The following is an 18,358-nucleotide window of genomic DNA, read 5'->3' as shown; positions in this document are numbered from 1 at the left end:
GCTTAAAGGTCGAGAACGAGGAGCGCTGATTTTGACCGAGAGCAGCAGGGGGTGAACTGGTCGTTGGCGGCTTGCTCTTCCGGGGTCAGGTACATGTCTTTGTGGTCCGGCTCGCCCGCCAGCACCTTGGTCAGGCAGGTGCCGCACACGCCCTGCTCGCACGACATGGGGATGTCCACCCCGGCCAGGGCCAGGGCTTTGGCGACGGTCTGGTCGGCGGCAATGCGCACCACCCGGCCCGAGCGGGCCAGCTGCACTTCAAAGCTCGCGTCATTGGCCGAAGGTGCTACGTTGGCCGCAAAAAATTCGCAATGCAACCGCGCCTCGGGCCAGCCGCTGGCGCGGGCGGTTTGCAGCACCGCATCCATGAAGCCGCTGGGGCCGCACACATACAGGTGCACGCCCGGCTGCGGCTCGGCCAGCAGGTCGGGCAGGGACAGTTTTTGCGCGCTGCTGCCGTCGTCAAAATGGAAATGCACGCTACGGGCGAAGGCCGACTGGGCGATTTCGCCCCTGAACGCGGTGCGCTCCTCGGCCCGGCTGCAGTAGTGCATGCCAAACGCTGCGCCCTGGGCGGCCAGGCTTTGGGCCATCGCCAAGATGGGCGTGATGCCGATGCCCCCCGCCAGCAACAGGCTGCGGGTAGCGCCAGGGGCCAGGGCAAAGTGGTTTTTGGGCGCGCTGATCTCCAGCACATCGCCCTCGTGCACCGCCGCGTGCATGGCCTGGGAGCCGCCGCGCGAGGCCGGGTCGCGCAGCACGCCGATGCGGTAGCGGCGCATTTCCGTGGGGTCGTTGCACAGCGAATACGGCCGCGTCAACCCGCCGGGCACATGCACGTCAATGTGCGACCCGGCGCTGAACGCGGGCAGCGCTGCACCGTCCTCGGCCACCAGCTCAAAACTGCAAATATCCAGCGCTTCGACTGTTTTGCGGGCTACCCGCACGCGGATCGTGCTCATGCGGCCACCTGCTGCGCGGCTTGTTCAGCGGCCAAAATCCGGTCGATCACGCGGCGCGACTGCACGCCACCGGCGTCGATATTCAGCATCAGCAGCTTGCGGTCGGGGTGGGCCAGCAGATTGCGCTGTTGCAGTTCCAGCATCTCCCGGTCTTCGCTGAAAATTTTGCCCTGGCCTGCGCGGATTTGGTCGGTCAGCGCGGCATCGCCGGGCTTGAACTGGCGTGCCATGCCCCAGAAGTAGTGGATCGAGGTTTCGGTCTCGGGGGTGATGAAGTCCACCACGATGGAGGCCGCCTTGTGCTCGGGTGCAGCGTCGTAGCCGCCCTTGCCCGCGAGGGCCACGCCGACCTCGATCAGCACATGGCTGGGCGGGGTGAAGTGGCAGATTTGCCAGCGGTCCACCGGCACGTCGTCGGCCAGTTCGTTGGCCCGCAAGGCCATCTGCCAAAACGGCGGGGCCGAGATGCCTTCCATGAAGCGGCTGGTAACCACTTCATCGCCATGGACCACGGTCTTGCACGGCACTTCATCAATCTCTTTTTGGCCAATGCTGCTGGAGTGCACATAGGTTTCGTGCGTCAGGTCCATCAGGTTATCGACCATCAAACGGTAGTCGCAATTTATGTGGAACAGGCCGCCGCCGTAGCCCCACTCGGGGTTGTCGGCCCACTCCAGGTGGTGCAGTTTGGCCTCATCGGCCAGCGCGATATCGCCGGGCCAGACCCAGATGAAGCCGTAGCGCTCGATCACCGCAAAGGCGCGGATAGCCGGAAAACCCCGTACGCGCTGGCCCGGCATGGCCACCGTCTGGCCCTTGCAACCCATCTCCAAACCGTGGTAGCCGCAGACCAGGTTGCCATTCACCACCGTGCCCAGCGACAGAGGCGCGCCACGGTGCGGGCAGAAGTTTTCCAGCGCCGTGACCAGCCCCTCGCCGCCCCGGTAAAACACCATAGATTCGCCGCAAATCTTGCGGCCCAGCGGTTTGTCGGCGATCTCGTCGGGGGTGCAGGCGACGTACCAGGCGTTTTTGGGGAACATGTGGGGCTCCTTGGGGGGATGGATGTTTTGACGATCAGTATTCTGAATGTATATTCAGTGTACGTATCGTCAAACCCTTAGGAAAGCAGTATTTACCCTTGGGGGCACACACCACCCAAAAAAATGCCCTGGCAGTGCAGGGCAAATAAATAATAACAAAATCGAGCTTTAGCGCATATAGATCAAGCGCTAGCAGCTATCAAATCAGGACTAATTTCATCCAGAAACACCGCCGTATGGGTGTGACCCCCGGCCGCATTTTTAGACCTTGAAGGTATCCACCGCCGCCTGCAACTGGCCCACCTGGACTTCCATCGACGCGGCGGCGGCGGCGGTTTGTTCGACCAGCGAGGCGTTTTGCTGGGTCACGGCTTCGAGCTGCACCACCGCTTGGTTGACGTGCTCGATACCGGCACTTTGCTGGGCCGAGGCTTCGGACATTTCGGCCAGCACCTCAGTCACCTGCTGCACGGCCTGCACCAGCTCTTGCATGGTGCGCCCGGCCTGGTCCACGCGCTGCGAGCCGCTTTCGACCTGCTGCACCGAGTCGCCGATCAAGCTCTTGATTTCTTTGGCCGCATCGGCGCTGCGCTGGGCCAGGGTGCGCACCTCGCTGGCCACCACGGCAAAGCCCCGGCCTTGCTCGCCGGCACGGGCGGCTTCCACGGCCGCGTTCAGCGCCAGGATGTTGGTCTGGAAGGCAATTCCTTCGATCACCTCGATGATGTCCACGATCTTCTTCGAGCTGCGGCTGATGGCCTGCATGGTGTCTACCACTTCGCCCACGGCGGCACCGCCGCGCTGGGCGATCTTGGAGGCGTTCATGGCCATGCCATTGGCGGCCTGCTCGCGCTGGGCATTCTGGCGCACGGTGGCGGTGAGCTGCTCCATGCTGGCAGCGGTTTCTTCCAGCGACGAGGCCTGGGTTTCGGTACGCTGCGAGAGGTCGGCGTTGCCGCTGGCGATTTCCTTGGAGGCCGAGGCAATCGACTCGGTGCTGTCTTTGATGCGGGTTACCAGGTCGGTCAGGGTGTCTTCCATCTCGCCCATCGAACCCAGCAACTTGCCAAACTCGCCGCCGCGCGAGGTTTCAAAGTCTTGGCTCAGGTCGCCGGAGGCCACCGTGTCGGCGATCAGCAAGGCTTCTTTCAACGGCCCCACAATCCCTTCGCCGATGGAATACGCGGTGGCGATGCCCAACCCCAAGGCCACGACCCCCAAGACCAGCAGCCAAAAACGGGCGCTGGCGATGCTGGCATCGATCTTGGCCGCTTCGTCCGCAATGACTTTCTTTTGCAACACATCCAGGGCCGTCACTTGCTCTTGTAGCGCGTCCAGGGTCGGCAGGGTTTGGGCCAGCAGCAGGGCCGTAGCCTCGTCCCGCTGGTCGCCCTTGAGCAACTGATCGACCTTGCTGAACGACGCAACATACTCGCCACGGGTTTGCTGGATCTGGCCTAACAGCGCCTTGCCTTCGCTTGAGGCCACCAGCGTCTCTAGCGTTTGCAATGCCTCGCCGATGGTTTTTTTATTGGTGTCAATGAACGCCCGTACCTGGGCGAGCTTGGCGGGGTCGGTTTGGATAAACAGTTCCATGATCCGCCGCGCATTCGCGCGGGTGGTGGCATTCACCGTGGCCGCAGCGCTCGTCTTGGCGAGTCCTTCGTCCACCAAGTGGCGGTTCATCTGGCCTAGCGCATCCAAGCGCAGCGTAGCCACTGCAATCACCAACACTAACAAAGCCAATACCAGGCCAAAACCAAGGTTCAACCGGGTCACAATTTTCATATTTGCAAAGAAGTGCATGTCTCATCCATTTTCCGGGAATTAATTATTGAATGTAAGCAGTTGCTACAAACGTAGACAGCATACATCCACTTACAGCCGGTTTTGATAGAACTTAAACGGCATCCCCGGTGCTGCGTGGGCCTGGTTCAAATCAAATTGCGCATCGCCTGCGCCGTCTCGCGCAGTACCGGCAGCACCCGGGCCACGGCGTCGGCGGCGGGCTCAAAACCCATCGGCATAGTAACGCTGAGGGCGGCCACGGCTTCTCCATTACGGTCGCGCAGCGGCACGGCGATGCCCCGGTAATGCAGCTCCAGTTGCTGCTCCGACAAGGCCCATTCCTGGGCCCGGATATGGACCAGCGCGGTGCGCAAACTGTCTTTGTGGGTGATGGTGTGGGTGGTGTAGGTTTGCAGTTCGCGCTGGGCCAGCCAGCGCTCAAGATCCGCCGCCGAGCGCTGCGCCAGCATCAGTAGCCCCGCTGCCGTGACCTGCGCCTGCACCCGACCGCCCAGCACATAACCGGTGTTCATGGCGCGGCTGGGGCCGTTGCGGGCGATGTAGACGATGTCGTCGCCGTCCAGCACGCTCAAATACGCCACCTCCATCGTGCCCGCCGTCACGCGCTGCAAAAACGGCTGCACGATGCGCGGTAAGCGGGCCGAATCCAGGTAGCTCTGGCCCAGGCGCAGCACACGCGGGGTGAGCCAGAACAGCTTGCCGTCGGTGCCCAAAAAGCCCAGGTGCGCCAGCGTCAGCAGGTAGCGGCGCGCGGCGGTGCGGGTCAGTCCGCAGCGCTGCGCGGCCTGGGTGGCGCCCATGCGCGGATTTTGTTCGTCAAACGACTCCAGCAGGCCCAGGCCTTTGTCGAGCCCGGCAATCCAGTCGCGGCGCGCCAAAGCCGGGTTTTCAGGCGGGAAAGAAGTCATAGAAAACCCTTATTTCGTCCGATTATCGCGCGCTATCGTTCATCAATCGCGCAAAATTGCAAGCATCTGATACCGCCAACCGGCCCTACCCTCTACATTCCACCTCGCATTACCGCCGCCCCACAGCCCCACCGCTCCCTACCCTCAGCCGCATGTCCACAGACCTCTCCAGCGCTTGCGTACACGCCATCAACGGCCATACCGCCGTGTACTTCATCGTCGGCGACCCGGTGGAACAGGTGCAAGCCCCCACCACCTTCAACCGCATTTTTGCGCTGCTGGGCATCAACGCTGTACTGGTGCCGGTGCGGGTGGCCCCGCAAGATCTGCACGGTTTTGTAAAAAACGCCTTCAACGCCCAGAACGTGCAGGGCCTGTGGGTCACCATTCCGCACAAGGCGCCGATGCTGCCCTGGCTAGACCACAGCTCCGACCTGGCCCGCATGGCCGGTGCGGTCAACGCGGTGCGCCGCCGGGCCGACGGCACGCTCGAAGGCGGTCTGTTTGACGGCGAGGGCTTTGTGGCCAGCCTGGGCTACTTTGGCATTGCCTACGCCGCCAAACGCGTGCTGGTACTGGGCGCGGGCGGGGCCGCTGCGGCGATTGGCGCGTCGCTGGCACTGGCCGGCCCGCAGGCCCCGGCAGAAATCGCTTTTTTTGACCCCAGCACCCAGCGCGCCACCGAGGCTGCGGCCCGCATCACGGCCGGGTCCACGGTCACAGCGTCTGCCGCCACCCGTAACGACCCCGCCGGGTTTGATGTGGTCATCAACGCCTCGCCCCTGGGTTTGCAGGCCACTGACCCCCTGCCCTGCGATGTGGCGCGCATGGACGCGGGCGCGGCGCTGGTGGATATTTTGATGAAAAACCAACCCACGCCCGTGGTGCGCGCCGCCCGGGCCCGGGGCCTACAGGCCGAGCCGGGGTTTGAGATGATGATCCAGCAAACCCACTGCTACCTGGACTTTTTTGGCTTTACCGAGGCGGCCCACCAGGTGCGCCAGGATGCCGACTTTCTGCGCGCACTGGTCTACCCTGCCGAGCTGCTGGGCGAAATCCGCAAGCACCCTTGATTTTTTAACAACAACCACCGGAGACACACCATGACCAAACGCGCCACTCTCAAATTAATAGCTGCATGCGCAATTGCTGCGTGCGCTAGCGGCACTTTTGCCCAACAAACCATCAAAATCGCCAACATCATCGAGCTGTCGGGTGGCGGGGCCACGGCGGGCACCAACTTCAAGAACGGCGTGGAGCTGGCGGTGAAAGAGATCAATGCCGACGGCGGCGTGCTGGGCAAGAAGTTTGAAACCAGCACCAACGACACCCAAAGCAACCCCGGCGTGGCCAAGGGCCTGACGCAAAAGGCGGTGGACAACGAGGTGTTCGCCATCTTCGGCCCGGTTTTCTCCGGCTCCATCATGGTCAGCATGGCCGAGTCGCGCCGCGCCGAGATCCCCAACTTCACCGGCGGCGAGGCGGCCAGCATCACCAAGCAAGGCAACCCCTACATCTTCCGCACCAGCTTCACGCAGGAAACCGCCATGCCCAAGGTGGCGCGCTACATCAACGAAGTGACCAAGGCCAAAACCCTGGCCGTGATTTTTGTGAACAACGACTTCGGCAAGGGCGGGCTGGATTCCATCAAAAAAGCCCTGGCCGCCACCGACACCAAGATCGTGGCCGAGATCTCCACCGACAGCGGCCAGGTCGATTTCTCGGCCCCTGTGCTCAAAGCCAAGCAAAGCAATGCCGACGCGGTGTTCGTCTACTCCAACGAGGAAGAGTCCGCCCGCGCCCTGCGCGAGCTGCGCAAACAGGGCTGGAGCAAGCCCATCATTGGCGAAACCACCCTCACCGGCCAGAAGGTGATTGACCTGGCGGGCGACGCGGCCAACGGTGCCATCGCCCACGTGGGCCTGACGGTGGACGCGCCGATTCCCGCCATCCGCGCTTTCCGCGCCAAGTTTGAAAAGGCCTACGGCTATGTGTCGGACCACAACGGCATGAAGGGCTACAGCGGCGTGTACGTGCTGAAGGCCGCTATCGAGAAAGTGGGCAAGGCCGACCGCAAAGCCGTAGCCGCCGCGTTGCACGGCCTGAAAGTAACCACCGACAAATACCCCGGCGTGCTGATGAACGTGGAATTCGACAAAAACGGTGACCTGGACCGCGAGAGCTTCATGGTGGAAGTGAAGAACGGCAAGCAGGAAGTGATCGCCATGGTGCCGCCGCTGAATGTGGCCAACATCAACGTAAAAACGCCTGCGACGAAAAAATAAATCCACTAGCTCCCATCTTGCTCCTTCCCCCTCCGGGGGAAGGCTGGGATGGGGGCACGCGTTGAGACGATACCGGGGCAAGCCCCCATCCCGACCTTCCCCCGGAGGGGGAAGGGGTAACAACCGAACACCAGGAACCGCCCCCGTGACCGACTTTCTCCAACTCTTCTTCAGTGGCCTGGCCACCGGGGGCATTTACGCCTTGGCGGCTCTGGGCTTTACGCTTTTGTGGCAGGCGGCCGGCACCATCAACTTCGCCCAGGGCGAGTTTGTGATGCTGCCCGCTTTTATGATGCTGGCCTTCATCCACATGGGTGCGCCGTTTTTGGTGAGCTTTCTGCTGACCTGCATCGTCGCCACTTTGGTCCTGGGCTGGGCCTTCAAGCGCGGCGTGGTGGACCCACTGTTCAAGTTCGGCATGATGCCCATCGTGGTGGCCACCATCGGCCTGTCGATTGCCCTGCGCAACGGCATGCGCGCCGGGTACAGCGCCGAAGCCCACCCCTTCCCCAGCCTGTTTGCCGACAAACTGTTCAACATCGGCGGGGTCACCATCACCCTGGCCGACGTGGGTACGCTGGTGCTGGCCCTGCTGCTGGTGTTTGCCACGCAAGCCTTTCTGCAAAAAACCATCACCGGCCGTGCCATGCAGGCGGTGGCGCAAAACACCGAGAGCGCCAGCGTGCTGGGCATCAACGTGCCGCGCATGATTTTCTACACCTTTGCCATCAACGCCGTGCTGGCCTGCGCGGCTGCGGTGCTGGTGACACCCACGTACCTGGCCAAGTTCGACATGGGCGAATCGCTGGGCACCAAGGCGTTCTTTGCGGCCATCATCGGCGGCTTCAACAACTCGCGCGGCGCACTGCTGGGCGGGCTGATCGTGGGCGTGTGCGAGAACCTGGCTGCGGCCTACATTTCGCCCGCCTACAAAGACGCGGTGGCATTGGTGATCTTCATGGTGGTGATTCTGTTCAAACCCCAAGGTCTGCTGGGCAAGAAAGAAGAGCGCAAGGTATGAAAAAGAACACTCTCATTTCGATAGCTATCGCCGCACTACTGCTGTGCGCCACACCGCTATTTCTTAAAAATTACGGCATCTACCTGCTAACCACCTGGCTGGTCTTTGTGGTGGCCACGATGGGGCTGAATTTGACCGTGGGCTACGCCGGGCAAAAGTCGCTGGGCCACGCGGCCTTCTTTGGCATCGGGGCCTACACGATGGCGCTGCTGCTCAAAGCAGGCTTTGGCTGGTGGCTGGGCATTCCGGCGGCGGCCGCGCTGTGCTTCGGCACCGGCCTGGTGCTGGGCTTTCCGGCGCTGCGGGTGCAAACCATCTATCTGGCGTTTGCCACCTTGGGCTTCAACACCGCAGTCTGGCTGGTGATGCGCAACGAAGAATGGCTGACCGGCGGCACCTTCGGCATCAACAACATCGCCCGGCCAGAGTTTGCCGACAGCAACCTGCACTACTACTACCTGGTGCTGGGCGTGGCCGTGGTGCTGGCACTGCTGCTGTGGGGCCTGCTGCGCTCGCCCTGGGGCAAGGCATTTACGGCGCTGCGCGACAACCCGATCCGGGCCGAGAGCTTAGGCGTCAATATCCGCACCTATACCCTGCTGTCGTTTGCCATCGGCGCGGCCTATGCCGGGGTGGCGGGGGCCTTGTTTGCGTCTCTGGTGCAGTTTATTGAGCCCGCTCCGTTTGCCGTGGGTGCGTCCATCATGATGTATTTGATGGTGGTGGTGGGCGGGCCGGGCTACTTTTTCGGCCCGGTGGTGGGCGCGGCGGTGGGCGTGATCGTGCCCGAGTGGCTGCGCGATGTGCCGGGCGTGTCCGACTGGTATTTGCCGCTGTTCGGTGCGGCCGTGGTGCTGTTGATGGTGTGGCTGCCCGATGGGCTGTTGAGTCTGCCGGACCGCCTGAAGGCTAAAAAACAATCCCGCGAGGCCAGTGCCGCCCGCGCGAACATGGGTAAAGAAGCAGGAGCCAAGCCATGAGCCAGTCCCTTCTCAAGGTCACCGACCTGAAAAAAGCCTACGGCGCGATCCAGGCCGTGGGCGGTGTGAGCTTTGAAGTCCAGCCCGGCGAAATCTTCGGCGTGATCGGCCCCAACGGCTCGGGCAAGACCACGCTGTTCAACAGCATGCTGGGCCAGATCACCCCCGACACCGGCAAGATCGAGCTCAACGGCGAAGACGTGACCCAGTGCGGCCCGCTGGAGCTGAACCGCCGGGGCATTGGCCGCACCTTCCAGACCCTGCAAGTCTTCGGCAAGATGACGGTGCGCGACAACCTGATCGTCGCCGCCCAGGAGCACCAGGGCACGATGTTCAGCCGCATGTTCGCCCCCAGCGACTCGGGGCTGGGCGGCAAGGCGGATGCGCTCATCAAACGCTTTCGCATCGAGCACGTGGCCGATAAAAAGGCCGGTGAACTCAGCTACGGCCAGCAAAAGCTGGTGGACATTGCCATGGCCTTCATGAGCGAGCCCGATCTGGTGCTGCTGGACGAACCCTGCGCGGGGGTGAACCCCAGCCTGGTGGGCGGCATCTCGACGCTATTGAAAGACCTGAACCGGAATCCGGCCTTGGGTAAAAAAAGCAGCTTCGTCGTCATCGAGCACAACATGGACTTCGTGATGGACCTGTGCCACCGCATCATGGTGATGGTGGAGGGCAAGGTGCTGGCCATCGGCACACCGGCGGAGATCCGTGGCAACAAGCAGGTGCTCGACGCCTATCTGGGAGCATAAAAATGAGCGAAACCTGTATTGAGTTCAACGATGTGGTGGCTGGGTACAAGGACTTCATGATCCTGAACAACCTCAGCTTCAAGGCCCAGACCGGCTCCATCACCCTGCTGCTCGGCCCCAACGGCGCGGGCAAATCGACGGTGCTGAAAACCCTGTTTGGCCTGCTGAAACCCCGGCAAGGCAGCATCCAGCTGTACGGCAAAAGCGTGCTCGGGCTGACGCAAAAAGAGCTGCTGGCCAAAGGCATTGCCTTTGTGCCGCAGGGCCGCAACCTGTTTGGCCAGCTCACGGTGTGGCAAAACCTGGAGCTGGGGGGCATCACCATCGGCAAGGAACTGACCCACCAGCGCATCCCCGAGGTGCTGGAGTTCTTCCCGCGCGTCAAGCAGCGCATGGACAGCATGGCCTCCGCCTTGTCGGGCGGCGAGCAGAAGCAGCTGGAGATTGGCCGCGCCCTGCTGCTGAAACCGAAGGTGCTGTTGATCGACGAGCCCAGCATTGGCCTGAGCCCGATGGTGGTGGCCGATGTGTTCAAGCTGCTGCGCACGTTGGCCGACCAGGGCACCACGGTGTTGATGGTGGAACAAAACGTGAAAAGTGCGCTCAAAATATCCGATACCGCCATCGCACTGGAATCCGGCCGCCTGGTGCTACAAAAACCGGCCTCCGAACTGCTTGCCGATCCGCACATTGAACGACTATTTCTGGGTGGAGCGCATGCTGCACCTGCACAAGCAGCTATTAATTAAGGAGTGTTTAATCCATGAGTGACCTACTCGTCAACCCCAGCCGCGAGCCGCTACAGGCTTCGTTCAGCGATGCCGCCAACCCGCTGGGGCTGGACGGCATCGAGTTCATCGAATACTCCACGCCCAAGCCCCAGGCGCTGGGCCAGGTGCTGGAAATGATGGGCTTCAAACCCGTGGCACGCCACCGCTCGCGCGAGGTGCAGCTGTACCGCCAGGGCGGGCTGAACATCGTGGTCAACGGCCACCCCACCGATGCCCAGGGCGCAGGCCACGGCAGCGAGTCGCCGGTGATTTCGGCGATTGCCCTGCGCGTGCGCGATGCCCGCGCCGCCTACCACTACGTGCGCGAGCGCGGCGCCTGGGAGGTGACCACCCACGCCGAGGTGATGGAGCTGAACATCCCCGCCATCCACGGCGCGGGCGGCAGCCGCATCTACTTTGTGGACCGCTACAAAGAGTTCTCGATCTATGACGTGGACTTCATCCCGATTCCTTCCGTCAACCAAAAGCCCGATGCCACCGCCGGGCTGCACTTCTTTGGCGTGGTGCAGTACATCGGCCCCGAGCGCAGCTACGACTGGATCGAGTTCTACAACGCCCTGTTTGGCATGGCGCTGATCCCCGATGCCGAGCGCTTCGGCATCATGCCCAAGGGCAGCCTGCTGCGCAGCCCGGCGCTGGAGGCCGCCAACAGCTTCATGCTGCAACTGATCGAGCCCGAGCTGAATGTGCATGACGCAGACGAGCGCCTGCAACGCATCGGCCTGGGCGTGCCCGACGTGCTGGCGGCCGTGCAGGCCCTGCGCGCGCTGGGCGTGGAGTTTGTGGAAACCCAAACCACCCACACCGAAAGCCGGGGCGCGATCACCAAAACCTATCTGGGCTCCGTCGTATTCGAGTTGGTCCACAGCGAGCTGGCAGCATGAAAGACCACGCCATCCAAGGCTTCGGCATGGACACCATCACCCTGGCCGGGCCGCTCAAGGCCAAGCTCAAAGCGATGAAGGACGCGGGCTTTACCCAGGTGATGCTCAAGGCCAACGACATCGTGGGCCACCCGGACGGCATGGAGGCCGCCGTGGCCGAGGTCAAGGCCAGCGGCCTGCGCGGCACGGGTTTCCAGGTGCTGCGCGACTTTGAGGGGCTGAGCGGCCACCTGCACGAATACAAGATCGACATCGCCAAGGCCATGCTGCAGATGTGTGCGGCGCTGGACTGCAAGGTGCTGTTGGCCTGCTCCAGCACCTCGCCCCACGCAAGCCAGGACCTGGACCACATCGCCCGCGACCTGCGCAAGCTGGCCATGCTGGCCGTGCCGCTGGGCATCCGCATCGCCTACGAGGGCCTGTCGTGGGGCCGCACGGTGAACGAATTCACCACCGCCTGGGACGTGGTGTGCCGCGCCGACTGCCCGAACCTGGGCCTGGGCATTGACGGCTACCACATCGTGGCCGCCAAGACCTCGCTGGACGAGATCGACTACCTGGACCCGAGCAAGATCTTTCTGGTGCAACTGGCCGACTTCATGTGGCAGGAAACCAAGACCTTCGAGGAGCGCATGACCACCGCCCGCACCTACCGCGTGTTTCCCGGCGAAGGCGTGCACAGCGAGCAGATGGTGGACCTGGTGCTCAAGCTCGACCGCCTGGGCTACCGGGGCGACTACAGCTTTGAAGTGTTTAACGACGACTACGTGAACCTGCCCCTGCCGGTGGTGGCCGCCCGCGCCCGCAAAAGCGCGCTGTGGCTCAGCGAAGATGTGCTGCGCCGCTCTACGCCGCTGCCCAACGACATGCGGCTGAAGCAGCGCAACTGAGGCTTCCCCGGGGGCCTGCGCCGGGGTAGCGCCGTTAGTAGCCGCCCGCCCCCACCCCGGCCCTCCCCCGAAGGGGGAGGGAGAAATACCGGACCCGCATTACCCCCTCCCCCGCCGGGGGAGGGTCGGGGTGGGGGCCTGCCCCCGCATGCAATTCCAGATAAAAAGTGCCTCTCGCGCATATTCCACCTGCGCAGAAAGCTATGATTAGCATAGCAACTCATTTTCAGCCGCACCCCATGCCCACCACCGATATCGCCCACCTGCGCGCCCGCGCCACCCAGCACACCACGCCCTGCGGCGACGGCCATACCGTATGGCACGTGTGGGGCCAGCCCGGCAGCCAGCCGCCCGTACTGTTGCTGCACGGCGGCAGCGGCAGCTGGACCCACTGGCTGCGCAATATCCAAAGCCTGGCAGATGCCGGGCGGCAGGTGTGGGTGCCCGACCTGCCCGGCTTTGGCGACTCCGCCCTGCCCCCCGGCGGCAGCGATGCCGATGCCCTGCCCGTACCGCTAGAGGCGGGCTTGCAGCGGCTGCTGGGCGACACCCCGGTGGACGTGGTGGGCTTCTCATTTGGCGGCATGGTGGGCGGCTTTTTGGCCCAGGCCCACCCGGCCCGCGTGGCCCGGCTGGTGCTGGTGGGCGCGCCCGCCCTGGGCATGGTGGAGCGCAACACCGTGCGCCTGCAAGCTTGGCGGCACCTGACAGACCCCGCCGCACAAGAGGCCCGGCACCGCCACAACCTTACCGCGCTAATGCTTTTTGATGCGGCCAGTGTGGATGCCGACACCCTGGCCCTGCACATCGCCAACGTGCTGCGCGACCGCATACCCGGTCGGCGCTTGTCGTACACCGATGTGCTGTCGCTGGCGCTGCAACAGGTGCGCTGCCCGGTGTGGGCCATTTACGGCCGCGAGGACGCGCTGTATCTAGGCCGGCTGCCCGCGCTGGCCACCGCATTGCAAGCCGCGCCCACCTTCCAAACCTTGCAGCTGGTGGATACCGCTGGGCACTGGGTGCAGTTTGAGCAATCCGACGCGTTCAACGCCGCATTGCTGCAAGTGCTCTGACTACACTCCCTGCCATGCCTGCACCCGCCAAAAAACCCGAACCCCGCACCAACGACCCCGAGCGCACCCGCGCCGACATCCTCGCCGTGGCCACCCACGAGTTCTCGGAAAAAGGCTTTGCCGGTGCCCGCATCGATCTGATCGCCGAAGCCACGCGCACCAGCAAGCGCATGATCTACTACTATTTTGGTAGCAAAGAAGGCCTGTACCTGGCGGTGCTGGAAGATGCCTATGGCCGCATCCGCACCATCGAGGGCGAGCTGCACCTGGCCGACCTGGAGCCTATAGCGGCGCTGCGCGCCCTGGTAGGCTTTACCGTGGACTACGAGCGTACCAACCCCGATTTCATCCGGCTGGTGATGAACGAAAACATCCAGCGCGGCGCCACCCTGGCCCGCAGCAACAGCATCCAGCAGCTCAACAGTCCAGCCATCGACAGCATTGCCGAGGTCTACCAGCGCGGCGTGGCCAGCGGCGTATTCCGCCCCGGGCTGGACCCGGTGGACCTGCACATGTCGATCAGCGCCCTGAGCTTCTTCAACGTCTCCAACCGACACACCTTCGCGCTGATCTTCAAGCGCGACATGGACAGCCCCGAGGCCATCGCCCAGCGGCGGGAGAACATCGTCGAGATGCTGCTGCGGTATGTGAGCATTTAAGTAAAAAGTGCCTCCAGCGCATACACAACAAGCGCAAGCAGCTATTCTTTAAATAGCAAGCATTTTCAACGCCCCACCATATTCCCCGGCACCACCCACGCATCAAACTGCTCGGCCGTGACGTGGCCGGATGCCACTGCCGCTTCGCGCAGGCTGCTGCCTTCCTTGTGCGCCTTCTTGGCAATGTAGGCCGCCTTGTCATAGCCAATGTGGGTGTTCAGCGCGGTCACCAGCATCAGCGAGCCGTTCACCAGCGCGGTGATACGGTCACGGTTGGGCTCAATCCCTGCGGCACAGTGGTCGTTGAAGCTGACCATGCCATCACTCAGCAGGCGCACGCTTTGCAGGAAGTTATGCGCCACCATCGGGCGAAACACATTCAGCTCGAAATTGCCCGACGCGCCGCCAAAGTTGATCGCCACGTCGTTGCCAAACACCTGCGCGGCCAGCATGGTGACAGCCTCGCTCTGCGTGGGGTTGACCTTGCCCGGCATGATGCTGGAGCCGGGTTCGTTCTCGGGAATGCTCAGCTCGCCGATGCCGCTGCGCGGGCCACTGGCCAGCCAGCGCACATCGTTGGCAATTTTCATCAGGCTGGCGGCCAGGGTTTTGAGCGCACCGTGGGCATGCACCAGCGCGTCGCAGCTGGCCAAAGCTTCAAACTTATTGGGCGCGGTGATGAACGGCAAGCCGGTCAACCGGGCCAGTTCCGCTGCCGCCGCTTCGGCGTAGCCCTTGGGCGCGTTCAGCCCGGTGCCCACTGCGGTGCCGCCCAGCGCCAGCTCGCACAGGTGCGGCAAGGCGGCCTGGATGTGGCGCGCGCCGTGGTCCAACTGGGCCACGTAACCCGAGAACTCTTGGCCCAGGGTGAGCGGCGTGGCATCTTGCAAATGGGTGCGGCCTATCTTCACGATGTCGTCGAAATCTGCCGATTTTTGGGCCAACGTGTCGCGCAGCTTGGTAATGGAGGGCAGCAGTTTGTGGGTGATGGCATCCACCGCCGCCACGTGCATGGCGGTGGGAAACACGTCGTTGCTGGACTGGCTACGGTTCACGTCGTCATTCGGGTGTACCAGCCTGCCCTCGCCGCGCTGGCCGCCCAGCAGCTCGCTGGCACGGTTGGCCAGCACCTCGTTGACATTCATATTGGTTTGCGTGCCCGAGCCGGTTTGCCACACCACCAGCGGAAATTCGCCGGGGTGCTGGCCCGCAATCACCTCGTCGGCGGCGGCCACGATGGCCTGGGTTTTTTGCGCGTCCTGCAAGCCTAAAGCGTGGTTGACCACCGCCGAAGCCCGTTTCACCTGCGCCAGCGCACGGATGATTTCACGCGGCTGCTGCTCGCCCGAAATGTCAAAGTTGAGCAGCGAGCGCTGGGTCTGCGCACCCCACAGTTTGTCAGCGGGTACCTCGATGGGGCCAAAGGTGTCGCGTTCGGTACGGGTGGTCATAAGGCAATGTACGGGGTTGAGATTGTCAAATAGTAGCAATTCTCAACAAACCCGTGTGTGCCGCAAAGGGTTTAGGGTGAACAAGTGACAATTTTATTAACAAAAATGGCTTCTAGCCCATATAAAACCTGCACCAATAGCTATCAAAACAATAGCAACAACACCGTACCCAGGATCAGCTGCCTAGCCCGGCAGTGCAGGTCCGCTCAGGCGTTCTGCCACCAAGTGTTCAAACGCAGCAATGGCCATGGGTTTGCCAAAAAAGTAGCCTTGGTAGGCTTGGCAACCGATGTGGGCCAGGTAGTCGGCCTGGGCCTGGGTTTCTACCCCTTCGGCAATGACATGCAGCCCCATGCTTTGCCCCAGCGCCACCACCATGCGCGCAATGGCCGCATCGTTCGGGTCCACCAAAATATCACGCACAAAGTACTGGTCGATCTTCAGCTGCGCCAAAGGCATGCGCTTGAGGTGCGAAAGCGAGGAGTACCCGGTCCCAAAATCGTCCAGCGCGAACGCAATGCCCTCGGCCTTCAAGAGGAGCATCTTGGCGATGATGTCCTCCACGTTGTCAATAAAAAGGCTCTCGGTCAGCTCTAGCTTCAGGCGGTCGGGGCGGGCACCCGTTTGGCACAGGGTGCGGAGCACAGTGGTGACGAAATGGGCATCGCGAAACTGGTGGGCACTGACGTTGACGGCAATGGTGCAGTCTTTCAATACCGCGTGGTGCGACCAGTGCGCTAGCTGCTGGCAGGCGGTGTACAGCACCCAGTTGCCTAGCGGCAAGATGAGTCCGGTTTCTTCGGCCACGGGTATGAACTTGGCTGGGTGCACCATGCCCTGGAGCGGGTGCAACCAGCGCACCAGGGCCTCGGCACCACAAATCACGCCACGGCCATCGACCTGCGGCTGGTAGTGCAGCTGTAACTGGCCGTCGTGGATGGCGGTTCTTAAACCCTCCTCCAGGGCCGCACGCTCCATCACCAGGGTTTGCATCTCGGGGTTGAAGAAGCGAATAACGTTGCGCCCAGATGCTTTGGCCTTGTCAACCGCTAGCTCGGCCTGTTGCAACAACTCTTCCACCTGGGTGTCATGCCCAAAAAACAAGGTCGCCCCCATGCTGACCGTGCAGGTGTACTCTAGCGTGCCCAGCAGGTAGCGCTGGCGCAGCGCGCCAAGAATCTTCTTGCCGACGGCCTCTACCTGCGCTGCGGCATCGCGCGGGTCGTGGTGAAGCCCATTGAGCACTAGCACAAACGCATCAGCACCTATGCGCGATACGGTGTCGCTGTCGCGCACGCAGGCGCTCAGGCGGTTGGCGACTTGCACCAGCAGCAAGTCGCCAACCTCGTGGCCCCGGGTGTCGTTGAGGGTTTTGAAATGGTCCAGATTGACCCACAGCACCGCCCCAGCGTCGCCAGCGCGGCTACCGGCCGTAATGGCCTGCTGGATGCGGTCCATCAACAGGGTGCGGTTGGGAAGCTGGGTTAACGCATCAAAGTAGGCCAGCGTCTGGATGCGCTGCTCGGCATGTTTGCGTTCAGAAATGTCTTGTACCGTGCCGCGCAAACCAACCACTTTGCCGTCTGCACCGGCTACCGCAACGCCGCGGATGTTGATCCACAAATCCTGTCCCAGGACGTGCCAGGCCGGCAGCTCCAGGTTGTAGCCCACGCCTGAGCGCACCGCATCGCGCCCCGCCTCGTTCAAGATGTCCCAGGTGTCGGGCGTGTACATCACGCCGCGCTGTTGGTGAAAAGGCAGTACAGCTTCCAGCCCAAAAATACGCAGCAGCTCGTCAGACACGGTGTTGATATCGGTCTGGGCGTCCCAGCTCCAGCTGCCAATGTGGGCAATGCTTTGCGCGGTGGCCAGATCGGCTTGGCGCTCTTGCTGCACTATTTCGGCCAGCTTATTCGCGGTGATGTCGATGTGTACTATGACGGCCCCATGGTCGCCCACCGCCCACAAAGGCGTCACATCCATGCGAAACCAGCGCTGCTGGTCTGGCGCGTGGCAGGCGTACTCCATGCGGAACAACGGCACGCCACCATCTAGCACCGAACGGATGCCGCGGTAGGCTTCACCGGCGCTGGTGGGCTGCCCCTTTTGGGAGGCATAGGCCGACAAATAATTGCCACCAATGCCTGCATGCACGGTTGCCACACTCGGCTGGGCCGCATTGGCCTGGGCAAAGGCGCTAAAGGGTTGGTTTACCGCCAAAATAGTGCCGTTGTTGGACACCACCACCATCTCCACCGCCACCGCCACCGAATCCAAGATTGAGTGCATGAAAGCGTTTTGCTCTTGCATAGCCTGGGCCGCGCGTTCCAGTTCACCTATTTTGTAGTGCGACTCGCGCACCACGTTGGTATGCGTTACATCCGAGAAGGTGCAAATAACCTGCCGCACCGAACCATCGGCATGTAACTGCGGGTCGGCATCCACCCGCAGCCATACGCGGTCCTGGGTCTTGGGGCGAAACACCCCCATTTCGACGTTTCGCACTGGCAACCTGGACGCAATGGCCACTGGCCCCGGGTGGGTTGAACTTGCAAAGGGCGATCCATCCACATGGATCACACTCCAGTCGGGATCAAAAGAGGTCTTGCCCAGCAGCTGGTCTGCCGTTAGGCCCAATAGCTCCAAGGCCTTGGGGTTACACAAAATGATTTCGGAGTCGGGTGCCTGAATCAGCACGCCCACGGGCATCGCAGTCACTAAATTGCGGTACGGGTCGTTACAAATTAACGACTCGGCATGCGCTGCAGAGTGAATGGAGTCTTGGCTTAAACCGCTCTCTTTCGGTGAATTTTGCGGTTCCATACTTTTTCTGAAAAATTAAAGTAA

At 62.5% G+C, this 18,358-nt stretch carries 16 protein-coding genes; 10 read left to right on the top strand and 6 right to left on the bottom strand.

Features of this window, described 5'->3' with window-relative positions; all coding sequences use genetic code 11:
- Positions 1-2 precede the first annotated feature (2 nt).
- From AC0969_RS13665 to AC0969_RS13650, 4 genes are all read right to left on the bottom strand, one after another.
- A complete protein-coding gene (locus AC0969_RS13665) occupies positions 3-962 on the bottom strand; it encodes a PDR/VanB family oxidoreductase (RefSeq protein ID WP_479624696.1) in 960 nt (319 codons plus the stop codon).
- Positions 959-2,005 carry a Rieske 2Fe-2S domain-containing protein gene (locus AC0969_RS13660; RefSeq protein WP_479624695.1) on the bottom strand — a complete coding sequence of 349 codons (1,047 nt, stop codon included), beginning with the start codon at positions 2,003-2,005 and terminating at the stop codon, positions 959-961. Before AC0969_RS13660 ends, AC0969_RS13665 begins: the two co-directional genes overlap by 4 nt.
- Before the next feature lie 261 nt (positions 2,006-2,266).
- Positions 2,267-3,811, bottom strand: coding sequence for a methyl-accepting chemotaxis protein (locus AC0969_RS13655; protein WP_479624694.1), 1,545 nt, complete (start codon positions 3,809-3,811; stop codon positions 2,267-2,269).
- 128 nt (positions 3,812-3,939) lie between these two features.
- Positions 3,940-4,722: an IclR family transcriptional regulator domain-containing protein gene (locus AC0969_RS13650; RefSeq protein ID WP_479624693.1), complete on the bottom strand. Its 783-nt coding sequence runs from the start codon at positions 4,720-4,722 to the stop codon at positions 3,940-3,942.
- 152 nt (positions 4,723-4,874) lie between these two features.
- Between AC0969_RS13650 and AC0969_RS13645 the strand changes: the two genes are divergently transcribed.
- The 10 genes from AC0969_RS13645 (at position 4,875) to AC0969_RS13600 (ending at position 14,060) form a co-directional block, all read left to right on the top strand.
- A complete protein-coding gene (locus AC0969_RS13645; protein ID WP_479624692.1) occupies positions 4,875-5,795 on the top strand; it encodes a shikimate dehydrogenase family protein in 921 nt (306 codons plus the stop codon).
- A gap of 30 nt (positions 5,796-5,825) precedes the next feature.
- Positions 5,826-7,007, top strand: coding sequence for an ABC transporter substrate-binding protein (locus tag AC0969_RS13640; RefSeq protein WP_479624691.1), 1,182 nt, complete (start codon positions 5,826-5,828; stop codon positions 7,005-7,007).
- Between the two features lie 145 nt (positions 7,008-7,152).
- Complete coding sequence (locus AC0969_RS13635) at positions 7,153-8,028, top strand: branched-chain amino acid ABC transporter permease (protein ID WP_479624690.1); 876 nt, start codon at positions 7,153-7,155, stop codon at positions 8,026-8,028.
- Positions 8,025-9,008, top strand: coding sequence for a branched-chain amino acid ABC transporter permease (locus AC0969_RS13630; RefSeq protein WP_479624689.1), 984 nt, complete (start codon positions 8,025-8,027; stop codon positions 9,006-9,008). The genes AC0969_RS13635 and AC0969_RS13630 overlap by 4 nt, the downstream gene beginning before the upstream one ends.
- Positions 9,005-9,763 (top strand): ABC transporter ATP-binding protein, encoded by a 759-nt coding sequence (locus AC0969_RS13625; RefSeq protein ID WP_479624688.1) that lies wholly within the window; start codon positions 9,005-9,007, stop codon positions 9,761-9,763. The genes AC0969_RS13630 and AC0969_RS13625 overlap by 4 nt, the downstream gene beginning before the upstream one ends.
- 2 nt (positions 9,764-9,765) lie before the next feature.
- On the top strand, positions 9,766-10,512 hold the full coding sequence (locus AC0969_RS13620; protein WP_479624687.1) for an ABC transporter ATP-binding protein: 747 nt from the start codon (positions 9,766-9,768) through the stop codon (positions 10,510-10,512).
- A gap of 14 nt (positions 10,513-10,526) precedes the next feature.
- On the top strand, positions 10,527-11,438 hold the full coding sequence (locus AC0969_RS13615; protein ID WP_479624686.1) for a VOC family protein: 912 nt from the start codon (positions 10,527-10,529) through the stop codon (positions 11,436-11,438).
- Complete coding sequence (locus AC0969_RS13610; protein WP_479624685.1) at positions 11,435-12,328, top strand: sugar phosphate isomerase/epimerase family protein; 894 nt, start codon at positions 11,435-11,437, stop codon at positions 12,326-12,328. Before AC0969_RS13615 ends, AC0969_RS13610 begins: the two co-directional genes overlap by 4 nt.
- A gap of 239 nt (positions 12,329-12,567) precedes the next feature.
- Entirely contained in the window at positions 12,568-13,401 is an 834-nt protein-coding gene (locus AC0969_RS13605) for an alpha/beta fold hydrolase (RefSeq protein WP_479624684.1), read from the top strand.
- 14 nt (positions 13,402-13,415) lie between these two features.
- Complete coding sequence (locus tag AC0969_RS13600; protein ID WP_479624683.1) at positions 13,416-14,060, top strand: TetR/AcrR family transcriptional regulator; 645 nt, start codon at positions 13,416-13,418, stop codon at positions 14,058-14,060.
- Between the two features lie 65 nt (positions 14,061-14,125).
- Here AC0969_RS13600 and fumC read toward each other — a convergent pair whose 3' ends face one another.
- Both fumC and AC0969_RS13590 read right to left on the bottom strand, forming a co-directional pair.
- Positions 14,126-15,511 carry a class II fumarate hydratase gene (gene fumC, locus AC0969_RS13595; RefSeq protein WP_479624682.1) on the bottom strand — a complete coding sequence of 462 codons (1,386 nt, stop codon included), beginning with the start codon at positions 15,509-15,511 and terminating at the stop codon, positions 14,126-14,128.
- 183 nt (positions 15,512-15,694) lie between these two features.
- Positions 15,695-18,229 carry a sensor domain-containing protein gene (locus AC0969_RS13590; protein ID WP_479624681.1) on the bottom strand — a complete coding sequence of 845 codons (2,535 nt, stop codon included), beginning with the start codon at positions 18,227-18,229 and terminating at the stop codon, positions 15,695-15,697.
- Positions 18,230-18,358 lie beyond the last annotated feature (129 nt).

Source organism: Rhodoferax sp. LB1P47 (assembly GCF_056521445.1).
This window is presented reverse-complemented; position numbering and strand designations above follow the sequence as displayed.

Bases quoted from the DNA above. Each gene is read 5' to 3' on its own strand.
- AC0969_RS13630 (WP_479624689.1), top strand. From the start codon at position 8,025: ATGAAAAAGAACACTCTCATTTCGATAGCTATCGCCGCACTACTGCTG.
- AC0969_RS13625 (WP_479624688.1), top strand. From the start codon at position 9,005: ATGAGCCAGTCCCTTCTCAAGGTCACCGACCTGAAAAAAGCCTACGGC.
- AC0969_RS13615 (WP_479624686.1), top strand. From the start codon at position 10,527: ATGAGTGACCTACTCGTCAACCCCAGCCGCGAGCCGCTACAGGCTTCG.
- AC0969_RS13645 (WP_479624692.1), top strand. From the start codon at position 4,875: ATGTCCACAGACCTCTCCAGCGCTTGCGTACACGCCATCAACGGCCAT.
- AC0969_RS13650 (WP_479624693.1), bottom strand. From the start codon at position 4,722: ATGACTTCTTTCCCGCCTGAAAACCCGGCTTTGGCGCGCCGCGACTGG.
- AC0969_RS13660 (WP_479624695.1), bottom strand. From the start codon at position 2,005: ATGTTCCCCAAAAACGCCTGGTACGTCGCCTGCACCCCCGACGAGATC.
- AC0969_RS13600 (WP_479624683.1), top strand. From the start codon at position 13,416: ATGCCTGCACCCGCCAAAAAACCCGAACCCCGCACCAACGACCCCGAG.
- AC0969_RS13620 (WP_479624687.1), top strand. From the start codon at position 9,766: ATGAGCGAAACCTGTATTGAGTTCAACGATGTGGTGGCTGGGTACAAG.
- AC0969_RS13640 (WP_479624691.1), top strand. From the start codon at position 5,826: ATGACCAAACGCGCCACTCTCAAATTAATAGCTGCATGCGCAATTGCT.
- AC0969_RS13605 (WP_479624684.1), top strand. From the start codon at position 12,568: ATGCCCACCACCGATATCGCCCACCTGCGCGCCCGCGCCACCCAGCAC.
- AC0969_RS13655 (WP_479624694.1), bottom strand. From the start codon at position 3,811: ATGCACTTCTTTGCAAATATGAAAATTGTGACCCGGTTGAACCTTGGT.
- AC0969_RS13610 (WP_479624685.1), top strand. From the start codon at position 11,435: ATGAAAGACCACGCCATCCAAGGCTTCGGCATGGACACCATCACCCTG.
- AC0969_RS13665 (WP_479624696.1), bottom strand. From the start codon at position 962: ATGAGCACGATCCGCGTGCGGGTAGCCCGCAAAACAGTCGAAGCGCTG.
- fumC (WP_479624682.1), bottom strand. From the start codon at position 15,511: ATGACCACCCGTACCGAACGCGACACCTTTGGCCCCATCGAGGTACCC.